Here is a 20,468-nt window from a genome sequence, read left to right on the forward strand (position 1 = left end):
CAAAACATTTTTCCATGTTTTTTTCTTCAAACTTACCAAACCCTAATTAACTACCTTCAACCTAATGAACCACGAAAGTCGTCGTAAATTTCTTAAAAATACTTCTCTATTCGCAGGAATAGGCTACACCAACTTTGCCCAAGGGCCAACCACAATTTTCCCGATTGAAAGTCAGAATGGAAAACTCACCATAACTTCTCATGAAAAAGGGCAAATCATTAAAACGCTTGATGTCGTTACGATTACAACTTCCGAATCTGGATACTTTTTCATCCGTGATGGAAGATTCAGAATGTACCGCAAAGGCGATGGGAAAGTTAACAGTATTACCTTCAAAATAGGCGGAGCATTAGGAAATCATTTTTGTGAATTACGGAATAGTAATGGCGATAGGATTGATTCAATATACTTTTCGGTAGATTGTCAAACCGAAATTGTGGATAGTTCGGGCCTTTACAAAGAGCTATTAAACACTCTTTATTGGTCGATGATTGGGGAATTTGGGGAGACTTCTGCTTACAGAATTAACGGAAAAATATACAAAGTTTTCGTGGGCTGGTTGCGTGACCATACACATACGATGAAGGCCATGAAATATTTTAACCCAAACCTCAAAGACGGATTCGATTTATACGCTGATTATCAACGAGAAGATGGTATGGTTTGGGATAATATTTACTCAAGAACCAAACAACCAAATTGGTGGGATGGTGTTTTGACGAAAGATAATTTTATCAAAAAAATAGAAGGCGGAACGTATGAATTAAAACGCCAACCCGTTGAAGCTGATGTGGAATATTTGTTCGTGCAATGCCTTTATGAATCGTGGAAAGCAACGGGCGACAATGCTTGGATGCGCAAGAACTTGGAACCTGCTTTGCAAGCTTTAAGATATCTGACGACGGATAAATATCGTTGGTCGGGCAAATATCAATTGGTAAAAAGAGCCTTCACGATTGATACGTGGGACTTTAAGCATGAATTCGATAATTTATCAACGGACGGTGCAAATATGATAATCAACGAAAAAACCGAATTCGGAATCATGTTTGGGGACAACAATGGGTTAATTATGGCTTATCGAATGTTGGCCGAAATGTTGTTGGCAAGCGGACGAAAAGAGGATGAAAATTATTATAACCAAGAAGCCCGAAGCCTTCAAGAACGCTTGGATAAATTGACTTGGAATGGCAGACATTATGTGCATTTCGTACCCGAAGACCCCAATTTTTTTACCAAAAGAAACCTCGGAAAAACGAAGACTGAAGACCAAATTTCACTTTCGAATGCCTACGCCCTCAATCGTGGAGTTTCGCATTTGCAAGCGCTCGGAATTTTGAATGAATATCAGAAAATCAGGGGTGAAATGCCTAAAACTTCGGTGGCAGAATGGTATAATATTTACCCACCTTTTGAAAAAGGCTTTCAGAAAGATGCTGAAATGTGGGAATATATGAATGGCGGTGTGAGCACGATTGTAGCGGGAGAATTGGCGCACGGAGCTTTTCAAAATGGCTATGAAAGTTACGGCGTTGATATCCTAAACCGTGTATTAAATCTTGCCAGAAAACACGATAATTATCTTCACGCAACCTATAAAGGGAAATTGCCCGAACCAAAAATTGGCAATTTCACCACCCTCAGTTTAGCCAAAGCTGCCAATGCCGATTTTTCGGGAAAAGGTGGAGCAGGAATTCCAGGCTGGAATGGTGATGGCGAAGAAAACGATGCCTCTGAAATCCCTTTGGGGCAACACTTATTTTCGGGTATTCCGTTCCAAATAACCGACCCAATTGATAACGCTGGGAAAGGAGCAATTGTGCTTTCTGATGATTTAGACAAGGATTATCAAATCTCAACGGCGGTAATTTTAGGCAGAAAAACTGCTACGATTTATCTCCTTCATGCACGCTCGAAAGGAGAGATAATTGGCATGATAGCTTTACGATACGATGATGGTTCCACTTTCACCGATTATATTCACGGAGATAAAATTGATAATTGGTGGTTTCCCCAAGATAAAGCCAATTTCAAAGTGGGATGGTCTGGCAAAAACAAAAAATGTGCGTTTGTAGGCTTGGGAATCACACAAATAGTGAATCCAAATCCTGATAAAAAAATTGAGGCGATTGAGTTATTTGGGATGAAAAATTCAAAATCTCGTTGGATGATTGCGGGTTTGACTTTGGGCGATACAGTACTTGACATAAAATCAAAAGATACCTCAAAAGAGGAGTTATCCTTCGGAATTCCTGACCGTTGGGGTGCTGCTGCCGTAACTTATGCCTTAATTGAAGGTTTAGCAGGCGTGAAAGATAATGCTACGATGTTTGAAAAGGTAAAAATTTCGCCTCGATGGGAAGCCACAAACGAAAAAGAAGTGTCTGTAACGGTGAAATACGAAGCATCGGGGGGATATATTACCTATCAATATAAATTTACTGGCAATAAACTATCCATTAATTTTACAGGAACAGGCACTATTTTTGATTGGGAAATTCTATTGCCAATGGATAAAAAACCGAATGCTTTAAGAACAAATGGAAACTTCAAACCATTGATTATCAATAAAATAGAGAATTCTAATTATTTAGTATTTTCTATTGATAATTTAGGCGTGAGTAAAATTGAGATAGATTTTTAAGTCGATTATTTTCCGCCAAAATGATAACCCAAGCCCAACCAAGCTCTAAATTGACCTGCCGCACCATCATATTGAACGTAAGGCGTTAATTCGAAATTGACACTTACTTTGGGTGCTTTTTCAAGTGGATAAGCACGTACGCCAAAACTCCCAAAATAGCCGTTTATCAGCCTTCTGTTATCCACAATTGCACCCACGATTCCTAAATTTGCCCCCCCTCCTACGTAGAAATTGGCATTGCGAGTGTATCCTAAATTGACCATTAAAGCAGGCTCAGTATTTAACGAAGAAATGAAAGAATTCATCTGAAAACGAAAATCCATCCATACCACTTTTGTAGGATTTGTGGCAATTGATAATTGTTGTGCATTACCGAAAGGATAATAGCTAATTGCCTGAGCATTAGAATTTTGAATAAACAAAAAAATAATTATTACAATAAAAATATGTTTTAGGTACTTCATAATATTTAATGAATTTTGTGTTTTTATTAACGAAAGTAAGTAATAATTTCTAAAATCCCATTCCGTTCAAGCACGCTTTCGCTTTAGTATCAATGGAATTTTGCTTTCTATTTTTTATTTTTCAATGGGCAAAAATACCTACATATCAGGCAACAATAGCACTAATTCTCAATAATTTGCCTCCGTAATTTTCCAATATATTTATTCAAATTTGAAGTTTTTAAAATAAAACCTATCATAAAACTATATTTACGAGTATTATTTAACCATTATTATTCTTTATTCATTTAGTCCATAAAATTAGGTTATTTTTATCTCATCATTTCCAAAATTATCAAAATCTCTATGAAATTATACAAAACAAACAAAGGTGTTATTATTGAAGAATCCGAAAAATTTTATCTTTCAAACGCTAAAAATTGGGATACTTATGTCAATCAAGACAATCTTTTTGAAGTATTAACTATTGATATTCAATCACTTAATGAAATATCTTGGCATTATGAAGGTATTCTCGCACCCATCGAAAACCAAGAAATTTGGGCTTCGGGCGTAACCTATATGCGTAGTCGTGAGGCACGGATGGAAGAATCCCAAGAATCTGGTGGAGCCGATTTTTATGCTAAAGTTTATGAAGCAGAACGTCCCGAATTATTCTTTAAATCAACGGCTGCCCGCTGTGTGGGTACGGGCGAAAAAGTGCGCATTCGCAAAGATTCCAAATGGAATGTTCCTGAACCAGAATTGACTTTATTTATTACTTCGAGTGGTAAAATTGTGGGTTACACCATTGGCAACGACATGTCGTCGAGGGATATTGAAGGCGAAAATCCACTGTATTTGCCCCAAGCCAAAAGTTATGACAAAGCGGCGGCCATTGGCCCTTGTTTGTACGTTCCAAAAGAAGTAATTCATCCAGATACTCAAATTTCGATTGAGATTTTACGTGGGAAAAAATCAATGTTTTCGGGAGATATTTCTATCAATCGAATCAAAAGAAAATTAGTGGATTTAGCGCATTATTTATTCCGAGAAATGTCTTTTCCAAACGGTGCTTATTTGATGACAGGAACGGGGATTGTGCCTGATAATGATTTTACTTTATTGAGTGGTGACGTCGTAAATATTACGATTGGAGGGATTGGGGTTTTGAGTAATGAGGTGGAATAATTGCTTTAATTAACTTCCCGAAAGTTTAAAACTTTCGGGAAGTTTAACAGCAGATAAACAATCATTTTAAATTCGTAATTTCTATTGATTTTTAAAATCACATTTTTACACTACAATCATTAAAATCATATTTTCAAAATTTCAAAACATCCCTTTCAAACTTCCCCAAAGTGCTTTTTTCTTCGGAATATCATTTTGAATATCCGATAATGAATCTGAATAAATGAACTTAATTCCTTGCTTTTCCAGAATTTGATAAGGCGTTAAAGGCACATCCAGTTTCAATTCTGATAAATTTATTCCAAACGTAATGACTTGATTTACAGATTTTTGAACAAAAATTTGACTTAAATTTACGTCTTTATTTTGTGCTAATTCAATAATATCTACTGATTGCAAATCTAATTTCACTGCCCCCAAGATTTTCCCAAAAAGTTCACTATCGGCTGTGTTTAAACTGGTTAATATGATGACAACTTTTTGTTTGGGTTGGTAATATGAGGTTGTTGTCTGTGTCTCCACAGGCAACTTCACCGTCGTTTGTAAAGGTACAGACAACAACGTTTTATCCACAAATTCATCCTTCAATAAATAAATATTTTCCCCCGCAAAAAGTTGTTGTAAAGCGATTGCATTTTTTTCTATGTACATAATTTATGTCGTTTGAGCGTGGACGCTCAGTTTAGTGCAAGTCTGGAGATTTGAACCAGTTTTTTCATCAATTTAGAACTCAACATTTCAATAAAAACCGCTCCAAAAATGCCAAACAATGTTCAGTTTCTTCAACCATGCCCATATGGGCAACCTCATCCAAAATTGAAGAAGAAAAAAACTTCGGCATCATAATCTGAGATTTAGCATCGGCAGGAGAAATACTCTTATCTTTTTCACCAATAATAAACATGACTGGAACACGAAGAGCCTTCAAAACTAAACGTCTGTCTGGACGGTCACGAATGGCTTGCATACCCGAAATTAATGCTTCTGGGGGAAATTGAGAAGCAAATTCGATATGTTTTGCAATAATTTCAGGGTGTTTTTTTGCAAATTCTTCGGCGTATAAAGTAGGCGTTGAAGCACGCACAAATACGGCTGAACCACTCTTTTTTATCGTCTCAATAATCTTATTTCTTGCTTCTTTTTTTTCCTCCGAATCAGCAAAAGAAGTTGAATGAAAAAGCCCAAATCCAGACAACATTTGTGGGTATTTTTCGGCAAAAGCTAAGGCAATATATCCACCCATCGAATGTCCGATAACGGCACATTTCTCAACGCCTTGTTCTACGATTTTATCATGCACAAATTCGGCATAATCTTCAATCGTTTTCAGATGACTCAATCTTGCATATTCGGGTAGAATGACGGTATATTCTTTTGCTAAAACGGCAGCATAATCATTCCATATCGTGGAACCTTCACCAAATCCGTGTAATAAAACTACGGCTTTTTTCATAATGTTGAGGGAGAATTGTTAAACTTAGAATTCAATATTTGCCCAATTTCTAAGGCTTTATTCTTGACAAATGTAGCGTTTTCGCCAACAAAAAGCATATCCACGGTCGAAAACCAATGCGAAAGCCAATGCTCAAAACGCTCTGTTGTGAGTCCATGTTTTTGATGTGCTTCGGCGTGTGTCCACATCATTCCGCCTACGTATGAACCGGTTTGAAACAGCCAGTTTTCCCAAAAATTAACGGCACGAATCAAATGTTTATTCCATGCTTCTTCGGGCATTTCAAAGATTGTCGTTAAAAGTGGGTCTTTATGGACGTTTTCATAGAAAGTTTTGACCAAGTTTTCTATGTCTGTCCTGTTATTTATATCTTGCATTTTATTTATTTTTCAAATAATATCCCCCCAAACAAATCAACATTCCTCCAAAGAAAATCATTCCTAAATCCTGATTATAATACACAATCGCCACCATACAAACCATTGATAAAACAAAGGCAATTATCGGAAAAACTGGATAAAAAGGAGTTTTGAAAGGACGTTCAAGATTGGGTTCTTTTTTACGTAAAACAATCAAACTCAACATACTGATTCCGTACATAATCACCGCTCCCAAAACCGAAAGGATGATAATTTGGGAGGTTGTTCCCGTAAAAATTGCCACGAAGCCAACCAATCCTCCCACAATCAAAGCCCAATGGGGGGTTTGAAATCTTTTATTGACAACACTCAGAAAGTCTGGCAGATAGCCCGCCCGTGCGAGTGCAAAAATTTGTCGGGAGTAACTAATTGTATTGCAATGAAAAGAAGCAATCAAACCGAAAAGACCAATACTGGCAAAGAGTTTTGCCAAATAACTATTCTTTCCCAAAGCCATCGAAAGCGTTTCTGGCAATGGATAATCAATGTTGCTCAAGGTTCGCCAATCGCCCACGCCAGCACTCAAAATCATGACTCCTAATGCCAAAACTACCAAGGTAATAATGCCCGAAATATAGGCTTTTGGGATAGTGGTTTTGGGATTTTTAACTTCTTCGGCAACCATTGCCACGCCTTCAATTGCCACAAAAAACCATACGGCAAAAGGAATTCCCGCAAAAATTCCCTTGATTGTTAAATTTGGAGGATTATGAGCCATAAAATTCTCCGTTTTGAAATAGGGAAAAATCACAACCATGAAAATTACCAATTCCAACACCGACAAAATGGTTACGATTAATGAAAAACGAGCAGATTCTTTAATGCCTAAAATATTGATGGCAATGAAAACAAAATAAGTCCCGATTGCCACAGGAATTTCGGAAATATTAGGGTTTAAGAAATGAACATAACTCCCCAAAGCATAGGCAATTGCAGGCGGAGCGAGCAGGAAATCAACTAAAGTGGCGAATCCAGCAATAAATCCTCCCACCAAACCAAAGGCACGATTGGCATATTCAAAAGCTCCTCCCGCATCGGGAATGGCAGCCGTTAATTCGGTATAAGAGAAGATGAAAGTCACATACATGACCGTTACGAGCAAGGTAGAAATCAAAAAACCAATCGTTCCGGAAGTTTGCCAACCATAATTCCAACCAAAATATTCCCCCGAAATGACTAATCCTACTGCAATTGACCAGAGTTGATAAGTATTGATTACTTTTTTGAGTTGGGCCATATTTTGTATTTTTATAAATGCTTTTAACAAATGTAAACGTTCAACATTTTTTAGCCAAGAATTTGCAGATTAATATTATCCGCAATAGCTTTGATACTTTAGGCGTTTTAAAGAGTATTAACTTTCATCGACATATCGAACTAACCATTACCACTTACAAAAATGACAAATATTGATTGGTTGGTTTTATCACTTACTTTGGGGGGAATTGTGGGTTTCGGATTCTGGAAAGGGCGGGTTTCAAAACAAAATATTGAGGGATTTTTATTGGCAGACCGACAAATGCCTTGGTATCACGTTACGCTTTCGGTGATGGCAACTCAAGCGAGTGCCATTACGTTTTTGTCGGCGCCTGGGCAAGCATATACGGACGGAATGCGATTTGTTCAGTTCTATTTTGGACTTCCATTAGCAATGATTGTACTCTCAATTACTTTCGTTCCGATGTTCAACAAAATGAAAATCTTTACGGCCTACGAATTCTTAGAAGGACGTTTTGACTTGAAAACCAGAACATTAACTTCATTTCTGTTTCTTCTCCCACGGGCATTATCCACGGGCGTAACGATTGCCGCACCTTCCATTATTCTGTCTGCTATCTTAGGTTGGAATCTTTATTGGACCAACATTCTCACGGGGACAATCGTAACGGCTTATTGTGTATTTGGTGGTTCAAAAACCATTTCATATACCCAATTACAACAAATGTTTGTGGCATTATTCGGAATGTTTTTGGCAGGATATATGGTTGTGCATTTATTACCTACTGAAATAGGATTTGTCGATACGCTGAAAGTGGCTGGCAAAATGGGTAAAATGAACGTGATTGATTGGAAATTTGACCTTAATAACCGTTATAATGTCTGGTCGGGATTAATTGGCGGCTTCTTTTTACAACTCTCCTATTTTGGCACTGACCAATCGCAAGTAGGGCGTTATCTTTCCGGCGAATCGGTAGGTGAAAGTCGCTTGGGATTATTGATGAATGGCATCTTCAAAATTCCCATGCAATTTTTGATTTTGTTGGTCGGTGTACTGGTTTTTGTCTTCTATCAATTTCACGAAGCGCCTTTATTTTTCAACAAAACCGAATTATCAAAAATAGAGCAAAGTACTGAATATCAAGAAATTACCAAGAAAAACACGACAATTTTTAGGCAGAAAAAAGCAGCCGTTGAAGGATTAGCGATTGCCTTAAAATCGGGTGATGAAGCAAATGTCAATATCCAGCAAAATAAAGTTCAAGAAGCTGATAAACAATCGAATGATTTACGAAATGAAGTGAAAGACTTACTCAAAAAAACGGATAAATCAGCCGATACCAACGATACAAATTATATCTTTTTATCTTTCGTAACAAAGTATTTACCGCAGGGTTTGGTGGGTTTATTGATTGCGGTCATTCTTTTGGCTTCTATGGGTTCGATGGCTTCGGCTTTTAGTTCGCTCACGTCCTCAACGATTGTGGATATTTATCAACGAATTATTCACCCAATTGATACCGAAAAGCATTTTTTGAACGCCTCTAAAATCTCAACTTTGTGTTGGGGGATTTTCTGCATTATTGTAGCACAATTTACCGCCAACATTGGCAGTTTAATTGAAGCCGTAAACATCTTAGGTTCATGGTTCTACGGAACAATTTTGGGCGTTTTCTTAGTCGCCTTTTACTTCAAATCCATCAAAAGCAATGCCGTTTTTTATGCGGCAATTCTGGCAGAAATCATCGTGATTTATACTTGGTGGATTGACTTAACGGCTTTTTTGTGGCTCAATTTGATTGGCTGTGTTTTGGTAATCATATTTGCCGGAATATTGAATTTATTTTTCAGAAAAGATTTGAGGTAATTTAAAATTTACCCTTATTTTTCACTCAAATCTTTATTCACTTGAACGGCGGGGGCAGGTATTTCCACTTTCTTTTCTGGCGAAAACAAATAATTAAAACTCTTGGTATAAAGGAAACTTGCGCCACCAGCCGTGAAGGTTTGACTGTTATTTAAAGATCCTCCCAAGGATGTTTGCAAATTTCTATTGTAGGTCTTAAAACGAAGACTTCCATCACGGGTCACAAACCATTCCAACGCCCAGTCACCAATGAGTGATTGGGCATTTGTTTGATTGGTAGTTGTGGTAAAACCTCCACTTCGAGTAAGTCTGAAACGGTCGTTGAAATTGTACGAAAGTCGCAATTGAAGATTATTAATTAAATCCTGATTTAAAGCTGTTCCATTCACCGAAAAATCAACATTTAGATTTGGGTCAATCTGTGAGAAAACATTACTAATTTGATTAGAAAGCAGTTCTGAAAGGCTACTCACCAAATTTATTGAGGCAAAAGCACCCGCATTTTGAGGTAACATTGAGTTCAACAAAAGCACATTACTTACTTGTCTATTCAACTCTTGTTCATCCGTTTTAATGCGATTTTCAAAGGCAGTAACCCCCGAATTAAACTCGGGATTTTGCGGAAAATCTCGCATTTTCATATCAAAAGTAACAGTTGGTTTTAAGAGTCTATCTCTCAAATTTATGGTTACATCAACGGGATAACGACGAGTAAATTGTCCATCTTTAAATTGGCTTGCTCTATTCAAAGTATCAATGACAGAACCTAAATAACTCAAATTTTGGGTGTATACAGCCTTAATATCCACCACGGCTTCGTACGGGTCGCCAGTCCATGAAATTTTACTGCCACGAGTAATATTAAACTTTTTATTCAGAATATTTTGGAAGGTAAACGTATAATCTCCTCGCTCAATATTATAGTCGCCCGTCATATCAAAACCGCCTCTCGTATCCACTTTAAAATTGAGTTTTCCAGAACCATTGGCTCGCATAATGTCACCCGTTTGTTTGTCAAATTGCACTTCGCCGTAAGCATCGGGCGTGAGTTCAAAGTTCAAATCCATCTTAATTCCACTCGTATTTACGTTTGAAACCAGTTGTTTTTTATTAACAGAATCTCTTTTGATGATGGCACTCACAAATTCTATATCTTCTTGACTACCAGCATCTTGTGCTTTATCCAACGGAATGTACAAGCGGGTTCCTCGGTCGGTTTTAAGGTTAGTATTTATCGTTAAATTATCAAAACTTCCGCCTAATTTTAACGTCCCTGTGGCGTATCCAATTCCATAATATAAATCATTATCTCTTCGGGTAGTATTCAAGATTTTGAAACGGTTCATCTCAGCGGCTAATTGAACGTTAAAAGACTTGTAACCGTCATAAAATACACTTCCTTTCAAGGTTCCTTTGTTGCCTTCGTCATCGGTCAAACGCAAGGATTTGGCTCTAATTTCATCGGGTTCAAACGTAATTTTATCTTCAAAATTCAAAACAGATTTCAAATAATCGAAAAATAACGTTCCTCTTTTAATATCAATTACACCTTCAACAATTGGATGCGACAATTTACCCGAAATATTCAATTTCCCATCTGCTGTGCCACCCATTTTTGAGAAAATTCCTTTCACGAAAGGTTCTAAAATTTGCAAATCGGTTTTGCTCAAAGTGGCTAATAAATCTAAAGAATTTTCAGTGTTTTTTGGGTCATAAATCCCTTTAACTTCCAGAATTTTTGTATTCAAACGTTCCAGTGAATAATCTACATTCAATCGTTGTTTTTCATTGTCAAATACGCCATTTCCAAAAATATTACCGATTAAAAAATTATCAATTTCCAGTCCTTCAATGCGCAAATTACTCTCGGCATTTACGTTTTTATAAATATTTTTCAAATCAACTTCGCCATTCACTATACCCTTCAAATTCATGGAAATAAGCGGCGCCAGCGTTTCTAATTTAAAGTTTTTTGCCGAAAACTTTAAAGGTTGCAATGAATCTTGAGAAATTAATCCATTTAAAGAAATAAATTGCTCTATATTATTGATAATCAAGTTTTTAGACTTCAGCTCATCCCCAATAATCGTCAGCAAATTATCAGGATTTATGTTCCAATTTTGTTCCAACAAATGAAATTTTGACTTCTTGAACTGCAATTCTAACCCATCTTGAATGAAACGCAAAGTACCATTCAAATTGGCTCTGTTGGTCGTGCCAATTTGTTTTAATCCACTCGTGAAAGCAATTCTATCTTTCTCCCAAGAAGCCTCAACTTCAAGGTTTTCTGTTGGACTCAATACGTTCATTTTTTGGCTTCCAGAATTCAAAATCAAGGATGCTAAAACCTCGGGATTGTTATAAAATTTTGAAGAGTTGAGGTCAATTTCTGATTTAAAAAAACGATACCTTTCATTCAATAAAAGCGTATCAATTTTAGAATTTAAGGAGAACGTTGAAGTATTGCCAATACCAAAATTCCCCTCAATTAAGGTCTTTTTCGAAATGTGTGCTTCGGGATAGATAAAAGCCAAAATTGGGTCAAAATTCTTTAAATAAAACTGATAATCAATCTTGTAAGTCTGAGGGATAATGGCAGGTTTTGCAGCGTAATAGGCCTGACGAGTGGCTTCATCGCCCGTAAAATAAATTTTATATTCTTCAATTAAAACCTTCAAATCTTTAATCGCCTGCGAAGGGTTGAATTGCCCCGTAAAATTCAAATTCACTAAATCAGAAAGTACTGCCAAGCGACGATTATTATCACTCAATTGAGAGATAACTTGCAAAGAATCAAGCACTAAGTTCTTTTTATCAAGGGTTAAATAGAAATTCAAGAAATTGGCTCGTCCCACTAAATTATCCAATTTTCGCCCTCTCGATTGCACATCTAAAATCGTTGAAATTCTAATATCCTCTTTAGTAAAATTGAGATTTTTGAGATTTGCTTTTGAAATTTTTCCCAATAAATCCACTTGGTCTTTGCCTTCTCGTAAATCTACTTTTCCGAATAAATCGAAAGTTAAATTGGTATCTTTTACCGCTATTCTTCCATCAAAAAGTTCTTTGGAAAGTTTACCGTCAATACGAATATTTTTATAATTATATTTATTGTAAGTAAACTGGTTAACCGTGCCGTCAAAGTCCAAAACGGCACTTTTAATGGATAAACCTTGCCCTTTTATCTTCCCCGAAAGCGTTAAATCTCCGAAAGATTCGGCATCTTCGAGAAGTTTACTTAGCTTAAAACTATCTAATTTCAAAGAACCATCGTAGGAAGAATTGGCAGAATTCGACTTTAAAGTCATGGCTAAATCCACATCAACTTTGCCCAAATCAGATTCCATTAAACCCATCGTTTTAAAATCAGAAGTTGTGCCTTTAAACGTGCCATCAAACATCACATGACCAAATTTCTCCAGCGTTTTTGCCACATCTTTTCCAATATATTTCTCTAAATCAGTCACTTGCACGTAAGATTTACGCATTTTCAAGTCCATCAAAGTCATAGGAATGGTGGGTAATCCTTTGAATGAAAAATCTCCTTTCAATTTAGATTTTTTGCCAAAATACAAATCAAAATTTTGGAGTTTGAAGTCGTTAACCGTTCCGTCAAATTTCCCATTGAGGTAATAGATGTCCTTGTATTGGTATAAATCATTCACAATTCGGGCAATATCATTCGTAAAAACAACCGATGAATCAAAGTTCGCTTGCATCCTAACCCGTGAATTCCAATATTTAAAATCCTTCTGACTTTTAAACGACATCGTGATTTTATTACGAATCACCGTATTATTTACTCGCAACAATAAATCATCAAATCGCATTTGCGTATCCGAGATTAAGAAATTGGTTTTCAGGGTCTTAATCTTAAAATCTGAGGCTTTATCGTACGCTCGAAGCGTGGTTCGGAAAGAAACTGTATCACGAATTAACGTAAAATCGTTGAGATGGGCGTTGAGGGCATCGAGTTTAAAATGATAATGGTCGAACGATTTTGGGTCGTTCATAGGTTTCTCAGTTTCATCATCCATGACCAGAATTCCGTCCACAATGTCGGCTTCGGTAATAATAAAAGGCGTTGGCTTAGCATTAATTGGTTTAGGCGTTGGAGAAGCCAATAATTTATTAATTCTGCGGATAAATTCATCAATATTTACGTCGCCTTTTTTATCGGTCACTATTCTTACAATAGGATGATAGAGGCGAACGTAATCCAAGCGAGTTTTGGTAGAATCTCCCTTGAATCCCAAAGATGGAATGGTCAGATTTAAAAATCTTCCCGCATCCAAATTCACCTCTAACTTTTCAATATTAAGCATTTGGGTTCCTTGATAATCTCTCACCCGCACGCCCTCCAAAGTTGCTTCGTCAAAAAAACGTAAGGTTACTTTGTCAATTTCAATCGGATAGCCCAATTTTTCAGAAATTTTAGGGGCATAATATTGCGCTAAACGGGTTTGTACATAGGAGTTACGACCAAAAAAAACTAATAAAACAACAAGCAAAAGCAGTCCTACTATCGAATAGAGGACAAGTTTTGTCAGTATTTTAGAAATTTTTAATAACATATAATAATGGAACTCAGATTTAGACCACGGATTGTACGGATGCCACGGATTTACACAGATTTTCTTATAATGGTTATTCAAAATATTAGACCACAGATTGTACGGATTTTTTTATTTTCAGATTCATAGATTCTATCGTTCATTCTGAGTTGCACATTTAACAAATCTTAAAAAAATTCGTGTAAATCTGTAACTACCGTAGAATCCGTGGTCTAATCATTCGCCCATTTAGACAAAGATTTTTTTCTATCATTCGTAAATATTTTTCTTTTGATTTGAGGCTTTAAACCAAAGTTTAATAATAATCCAATTTCCATTTCTGTGCCTTTTAGATAATTTAGTAATTGTGCTTCATGCTCCAATTCAATTCCTCCAGATGTCTTCAATTCTAAAATTATTAAATCATTAACCACCATATCAGCATAATAATCTCCTACTTGTCTGCCTTTAAAATACACTTTTATTTGCTTTTGAGGCTCTACTTTAAACCCTCTTGAAAGTAATTCTAAGTACTGTGAGTTTTGATAAACTTTTTCCAAGAAACCATAACCTAACTCATTATAAACGAGATAAAAAGCATTAATGATTTCATCTGTAACATCTTCTAATAATAGCTTTTCATTATCCATTATAAAATTTTATCAGTGAAAATCTGTACAATCCGTAAAATCCGTGGTCTATTTTGTAGTAGTACATATTATCTTTGCAATATGATTATTTTAGCAATTGAATCTTCTTGTGATGACAGCTCGGCGGCTGTTATTATCAACGGCAAACTTTGTTCCAACATTGTGGCAAGTCAGGCTATTCATACCAAATGGGGTGGTGTTGTGCCTGAATTGGCGAGTCGAGCACATCAACAATACATCGTTCCAGTGGTAGCAGAGGCTCTCCAAAAAGCAAATATAACCAAAAACGACCTAAACGCCATTGCTTTTACTCGTGGACCTGGACTTTTAGGTTCACTTTTAGTGGGTGCATCCTTTGCTAAAGCCTTTGCGATGGGTTTGGACATTACGTTGATTGACGTAAACCACATGCAAGCCCACGTGTTGGCCCATTTTATTGATGAACCAAAACCTAATTTCCCCTTTCTGTGCTTGACTGTAAGCGGTGGACATACACAAATTGTGATGGTACGCTCGCCCTTAAACATGGAAATCATCGGTGAAACCCAAGACGATGCCGTTGGCGAGGCGTTTGATAAAGCCGCAAAACTTTTAGGATTACCCTACCCTGGAGGGCCATTAATTGATAAATATGCCCAACAAGGTAACCTAAATCGCTTTGAATTTCCGATGGTCGAGATGAAAGGATTGAATTATTCTTTCTCTGGAATTAAGACCGCATTTTTATATTTTTTGCAGAAAGAAACAAAGAAAAATACCAATTTCATAGAAGAAAATTTAGCCGATATTTGTGCTTCCATGCAAAATATTCTCATAAAAATTCTTCTTCAAAAACTCAGAAAAGCATCCAGAGAATATAAAATAAAGGAAATAGCTATTGCTGGAGGAGTTTCTGCGAATTCGGGATTAAGGTCTGAAATACAAAAATTGGGGGAAATCGAAAATTGGAATGTTTATATTCCTGCCTTTCAATATTGCACCGATAATGCGGGCATGATTGCAATGGCTGCGCACTTCAAAGCCGAACAAGGAGAATTTTGTTCGCAAGAAGTCAGCCCTTTACCGAGGATGGAATGGTAATACCGTTTGATAACATTTCATAAGAAAAAACCATTGTTGATTGAATTTTATAGGATACATTCACGTTTTTTCTATAACTTTATTAATGTACTCAAATATTCCCTTGTACAGTTGTTTTGATTAACCACATTTTAGAAACAAAAAATGGCACATCATTCACAACATATAACTCATAAAAAATTGACACTAATCAAATCTATTTCGGGCATCAGAGGCACAATTGGAGGAAAAGTTGGCGAAGGCCTTACCCCTCTTGATGTAGTGAAATTCACTGCTGCTTACGGCACTTGGCTTAAACGCAAAAAGCCTGTAAATCAGCTCATTATACTTGGAAGAGATGCTCGCTTATCGGGCGATATGGTCTCTAAATTAGTATCGGGAACTCTCCAAAGTTTGGGTTTGAACGTCATTGATTTAGGACTTTCAACTACGCCTACCGTAGAAGTTGCCGTTCCCGTTGAAAAAGCGGCGGGTGGTATCATTCTAACAGCAAGTCATAATCCAATTCAATGGAATGCCTTGAAATTATTGAACGATAAAGGTGAATTTATCTCAGGACAAGATGGAGAAGATTTATTGGAAATCGCTGAAAATGAAGATTTTGATTTTGTTGATGTTAAAAAATTAGGTTCATATACCACCGACGACACTTGGCTTAAAAAGCATATTGACATGATTTTAAAATTGCCTTTGGTGGACGTTGAAGCTATCAAAAAACGTAATTTTAAGGTTATCGTTGATGCCGTCAATTCAACGGGAGGCATTGCCGTTCCGATGATGTTGGAGGCTTTGGGGGTGACACAAATCACTAAATTGCACTGCGAACCCACAGGACACTTTGCGCATAATCCAGAACCGCTTCCCGAAAATCTGATGGACATTACCAAAGCCATTCAAAAAGAGAAATTTGATTTAGGAATTGTGGTTGACCCAGATGTTGACCGACTTTGTTTTATGTGCGATGATGGCTCTCCTTTTGGTGAAGAATATACCCTTGTGGCGGTGGCAGATTATGTTTTGCAAAACCAAAAAGGCAATTCTGTTTCAAATCTTTCATCAACTCGTGCCTTGCGTGACGTAACCGAAAAAGCGGGTGGAAAATATTATGCTTCTGCCGTGGGTGAAGTGAATGTGGTGTCTTTGATGAAATCTTCAAATGCCGTGATTGGTGGTGAAGGAAACGGTGGAATTATTTATCCAGAATTACATTACGGACGGGATGCTTTGGTGGGTATTGCCTTGTTTCTAACGCACTTAGCAAATTTTGGCAAAAAAATTTCAGCGCTTAGAAAAGGATATCCAGAATATTATATTTCAAAAAATAAAATAGAATTAACCCCTGACATTGACGTTGATGGCGTTTTGGAGGCAATGAAAAAGAAGTATTCTAAAAACCCAATTAATGCCATTGACGGTGTGAAAATTGAGTTTGATAAAGAATGGGTACACCTTCGTAAATCAAATACGGAACCCATTATCAGGATATATTCAGAGGCAGATTCAATCAACAAAGCCGATGCTTTGGCGAAGAAATTGATGAATGATATGAAAGAATTTGTGGCTGGGAATTAGAAAAATTTACGATAAATCATTATCAACACAATTATTAACAGTAATTACTCCTAATAAATAGAAAAAAAATAGCATCAAATTTCTTATTTTTGTTACTTCCGCAAAACTATTTCCTGTTTTATTGTCCTTGTACTTAATTTTCATCTTTCACCATTGACTAAAATAATAATAACTAATATAAATGTCAGGCGAAGTTCCTGACATTTTACATTTTATATATTTCCTATCAAACTTACAGATATAATAGAGTAATGAACAGAATTTATTTAGATAACGCCGCTACTACTCCCATCGACAAAGCTGTAATTGAAGCCATGTTGCCAATGATGGAAATGAATTTCGGAAACCCCTCTTCTATTCACGGACACGGGCGTGAGGTGAGGAGTGCTGTTGAACGTGCCAGAAAAACCATCGCAGGACTTTTGAATGCTTCGCCCGCAGAAATCACTTTCACTTCGGGTGGAACGGAAGCCGATAATATGGCGATTGTTCGCTCTATTGAAAAATTTGAAATTACGCACGCCATCACTTCGCCACTTGAACATCATGCCGTTTTACACACGTTAGAATATTTAGAGAAAAAAGGTAAAATCAAACTCAGTTTTGTGGATTTGGATTCAAAAGGACACATTGATTTGAATCATCTGGAAGAATTATTACGGGATAATCCAAAAACCTTGGTTTCGTTAATGCACGGAAATAATGAGGTGGGAAATCTTTTGGATATGACAATCTTGGGTCAATTATGTGAAGATTACGGGGCAATTTTCCATTCTGATACCGTACAAACGATGGGACATTATCGCCATGATTTGCAACAGATGAAGATAGATTTTTTGGTGGGTGCAGCGCATAAATTTCATGGCCCAAAAGGCGTAGGATTTTTATACATTAATTCAAAAAATAAGATTCAACCGCTTATTCACGGAGGGTCACAGGAACGCAATATGCGTGGTGGAACTGAAAATGTTTATGGAATTATAGGCATGGCGAAAGCCTTAGAAATTGCTTATTCGGGCATGGACGAACACCGTAAACACATTGAGGGTTTGAAGCAAAGAATGATTAATAAATTAAGACAAAACATAGAAGACATACAATTCAACGGAGATTCGGATAACTTAGAAAAAAGCCTTTATACCGTTTTAAACGTAGGTTTTCCCCCATCCGACGAAGGAGATATGTTTATTTTTAATTTAGACATCAACAAAATTTCAGTTTCGGGAGGAAGTGCATGCACAAGCGGTTCGGATATCGGTTCGCACGTACTCACAGCACTAAACGCCTCACTCGACCGTCCATCAGTAAGGTTCTCTTTTTCAAAATATAATACAATCGAAGAAATTGATTTTGTCGTGGATAAATTAGTGGAGTTGGTGAAAGTAACTGCATAAAAAGTTACCCAAAATATTCCCCAAAAAGATAAAATAGCAGAATCATTAAGGCTAAGTTTCCCACAACAAGCCAATATAATTGCTGCCAAGATTTGATGAATGGCGGAAGAGATTTGTCTTTTTCTTTCATAATATTTCGAAAATCATTTCGTTCAAAATTAGGAGAATAAAACCATATTATTCTCCTAATTTTTGTTTATTTTTACAAAAAAACGCACAAAATAAAATGGAACAAACACCTTCGTCATATAGACCCGTAAGTCGCCAAAGACCAAAATTAAAAATGCCCCTTATTGGCAATATGCTTGGAGGAGGTGGTGGCGGTCCAAAACGGTCTAAAGAAGAACCTCATCCCCTCACAAAAACGATTGTACCCGTTATCGTTGCCATCGCTGTAATTGCCTTTGGGATTGATTATTTTACGAAAAGAAATGCACCAAAAACTTCTTTTAGAGGTGAAAATGAAGTGAAAGCAGCCCCTTTTAGCGGTAAAATTTTGAGGAAATGGTACAACGTAATTCCTCCTAAAAATGAGGTTGAATATGTGGTTGAAATTCAGACCGCTAACAATCAAAAGAGAATTATCAGTTTCTTAAATGAAAAGTCGAATATTGGTGATTTTGTATTGCCGTATAATTCTATTGCGAAGAAAGAAAATTCGCTTGATATTACCGTAAAACGATATTTTAAAGCCGATACTGTGCTTACATTGAGGTATTAACAAAATCACTAAAACAAACTTTATCACGATTTTTAGCTTTTAAAGTAAGTATATAAAACAAAGTATTAAAAAAAGTATTACATTTTGCAAAAAAGTAATACTTTTGGTTAGTCATTTCAAAAGCCTACCGCCATTCGCTTGTTGATTCATTCTGAGCGTGTTATGTTTACTGTCCTTTCTATTTATCGGCGGCGGTATAAAATTTTTAGTTTAAATCTGAAATATCATTAATGATGAGCTTGTCTTGGCATAAGATTTGCAAATATTTCGTTTGACTATACCCCAATTATTCCCTTACAATCCATGAAAAAGATATTATTTTTAAGCGTACTTTTATGCTTTTTTGGACTAATCTCCTTTGCCCAATATATCGTTAAGCCTACAGTCAGTTCATCAAAAATTGACACTGCTTCTGTACCTACCCCTAAAAAAATCGCTGAAACTCAAACGTCTCCTATGACAGGAGCAACGAAGTCATTGTTGCCCGAAAAATCGGTAACAGAACAAATAATTGCGGACGAAGATGAAGATTTTGATGAGAAAGAATTGGATGAATTAGAAGCCAGTATCGCAAAAGCAAAAGCAACGTTAGGGATAAAAAATGTTTCAACGACTTCTGCAAAAAGTGTTCCTTCTAAAATCAGAGAAGTGAGTAATAAAGTTGAAGAAAATAGGGGAATCATTGCTGATCCTACAAATACTTATGAATCACCTTCTTTGATGATCAATGGCAGGGTTGTCACGGAATCAAACAAGCCAAAAGCGGAATTCAAACAAACAATTTTGACGGAGGAAGAAAAGAAATTTTATAATACGGGAGGTTTAAAAGTAAACGATCTTGATGAAATTGACAGAGATTCTATTTATATTAGTCCAACAATTGCGCCGAGTTTTATGGGGGGTATAGATGCTATGAAAGCATTTTTTGCCCAAAATTTAAAGATTCCAGAAGTCTTAAAGGGACAAGAAATTAAGGGTCGTGTTTTTATAAGATTTGTCGTTAGAAAAGATGGAAGAGTAGATAAAGTTCACTTGGTAAAAGGACCAAATGATGAGTGTAATTCAGAAGCAATTAGGGTAATTAAAATGATGCCCACTTGGTTGCCAGCCTCTGTAAAAGGGGATGCGGTGAGTGCTTATCACGTTTTACCAATTTCATTTACCACCGCCCCACCAGTAAAAAAATAAATATAATTTTAAGAAATTTAACTAAAAAGGTCTTCTATAAATTTTGGAAGACCTTTTTGTTTGACAAATTTTACC

15 protein-coding genes are annotated in these 20,468 nt (G+C 36.5%); 8 read left to right on the forward strand and 7 right to left on the reverse strand.

All coding sequences use genetic code 11. The annotated features are described in order from the left end of the window. The first annotated feature begins 64 nt into the window (after nt 1-64). Entirely contained in the window at nt 65-2,644 is a 2,580-nt protein-coding gene (locus AC1W31_RS02390; RefSeq protein WP_481732798.1) for a hypothetical protein, read from the forward strand. Between the two features lie 5 nt (nt 2,645-2,649). On the opposite strand, the gene AC1W31_RS02395 is transcribed toward AC1W31_RS02390, so the two are convergent. Beyond that, a complete protein-coding gene (locus tag AC1W31_RS02395; protein ID WP_481732799.1) occupies nt 2,650-3,108 on the reverse strand; it encodes a hypothetical protein in 459 nt (152 codons plus the stop codon). A 345-nt stretch (nt 3,109-3,453) separates the two neighbouring features. Between AC1W31_RS02395 and AC1W31_RS02400 the strand changes: the two genes are divergently transcribed. After that, nucleotides 3,454-4,278, forward strand: coding sequence for a fumarylacetoacetate hydrolase family protein (locus tag AC1W31_RS02400; RefSeq protein ID WP_481732800.1), 825 nt, complete (start codon nt 3,454-3,456; stop codon nt 4,276-4,278). A 141-nt stretch (nt 4,279-4,419) separates the two neighbouring features. On the opposite strand, the gene AC1W31_RS02405 is transcribed toward AC1W31_RS02400, so the two are convergent. The 4 genes from AC1W31_RS02405 to eat form a co-directional block, all read right to left on the reverse strand. Continuing rightward, nucleotides 4,420-4,929 (reverse strand): hypothetical protein, encoded by a 510-nt coding sequence (locus AC1W31_RS02405; RefSeq protein WP_481732801.1) that lies wholly within the window; start codon nt 4,927-4,929, stop codon nt 4,420-4,422. 79 nt (nt 4,930-5,008) lie between these two features. Next, nucleotides 5,009-5,731 (reverse strand): alpha/beta fold hydrolase, encoded by a 723-nt coding sequence (locus AC1W31_RS02410; protein WP_481732802.1) that lies wholly within the window; start codon nt 5,729-5,731, stop codon nt 5,009-5,011. Beyond that, nucleotides 5,728-6,108: a group III truncated hemoglobin gene (locus AC1W31_RS02415; protein WP_481732803.1), complete on the reverse strand. Its 381-nt coding sequence runs from the start codon at nt 6,106-6,108 to the stop codon at nt 5,728-5,730. The genes AC1W31_RS02410 and AC1W31_RS02415 overlap by 4 nt, the downstream gene beginning before the upstream one ends. Nucleotide 6,109: 1 nt before the next feature. Then, nucleotides 6,110-7,387 (reverse strand): ethanolamine permease, encoded by a 1,278-nt coding sequence (gene eat, locus AC1W31_RS02420; RefSeq protein WP_481732804.1) that lies wholly within the window; start codon nt 7,385-7,387, stop codon nt 6,110-6,112. Between the two features lie 162 nt (nt 7,388-7,549). On the opposite strand from eat, the gene AC1W31_RS02425 reads away from it, so the two are divergent. Continuing rightward, nucleotides 7,550-9,235 (forward strand): sodium:solute symporter family protein, encoded by a 1,686-nt coding sequence (locus AC1W31_RS02425; RefSeq protein ID WP_481732805.1) that lies wholly within the window; start codon nt 7,550-7,552, stop codon nt 9,233-9,235. A 14-nt stretch (nt 9,236-9,249) separates the two neighbouring features. On the opposite strand, the gene AC1W31_RS02430 is transcribed toward AC1W31_RS02425, so the two are convergent. Next, nucleotides 9,250-13,890 (reverse strand): translocation/assembly module TamB domain-containing protein, encoded by a 4,641-nt coding sequence (locus tag AC1W31_RS02430; RefSeq protein WP_481732806.1) that lies wholly within the window; start codon nt 13,888-13,890, stop codon nt 9,250-9,252. A 131-nt stretch (nt 13,891-14,021) separates the two neighbouring features. Next, nucleotides 14,022-14,438, reverse strand: a complete 417-nt coding sequence (locus tag AC1W31_RS02435) for a GxxExxY protein (RefSeq protein WP_481732807.1) — start codon at nt 14,436-14,438, stop codon at nt 14,022-14,024. An 81-nt stretch (nt 14,439-14,519) separates the two neighbouring features. On the opposite strand from AC1W31_RS02435, the gene tsaD reads away from it, so the two are divergent. The 5 genes from tsaD (at nt 14,520) to AC1W31_RS02460 (ending at nt 20,393) form a co-directional block, all read left to right on the forward strand. Further along, the gene (gene tsaD, locus AC1W31_RS02440) at nt 14,520-15,518 is read left to right on the forward strand and encodes a tRNA (adenosine(37)-N6)-threonylcarbamoyltransferase complex transferase subunit TsaD (RefSeq protein ID WP_481732808.1); all 999 of its coding nucleotides are present in this window, start codon (nt 14,520-14,522) and stop codon (nt 15,516-15,518) included. 180 nt (nt 15,519-15,698) lie between these two features. Beyond that, complete coding sequence (gene glmM / locus AC1W31_RS02445) at nt 15,699-17,090, forward strand: phosphoglucosamine mutase (RefSeq protein ID WP_481732866.1); 1,392 nt, start codon at nt 15,699-15,701, stop codon at nt 17,088-17,090. 251 nt (nt 17,091-17,341) lie between these two features. Beyond that, nucleotides 17,342-18,484, forward strand: a complete 1,143-nt coding sequence (locus AC1W31_RS02450) for a cysteine desulfurase family protein (RefSeq protein ID WP_481732809.1) — start codon at nt 17,342-17,344, stop codon at nt 18,482-18,484. A 226-nt stretch (nt 18,485-18,710) separates the two neighbouring features. Then, nucleotides 18,711-19,205 (forward strand): hypothetical protein, encoded by a 495-nt coding sequence (locus AC1W31_RS02455; protein ID WP_481732810.1) that lies wholly within the window; start codon nt 18,711-18,713, stop codon nt 19,203-19,205. Between the two features lie 303 nt (nt 19,206-19,508). Beyond that, nucleotides 19,509-20,393, forward strand: coding sequence for an energy transducer TonB (locus AC1W31_RS02460; protein ID WP_481732811.1), 885 nt, complete (start codon nt 19,509-19,511; stop codon nt 20,391-20,393). Nucleotides 20,394-20,468: the final 75 nt, after the last annotated feature.

Source organism: Arcicella sp. (assembly GCF_964672035.1).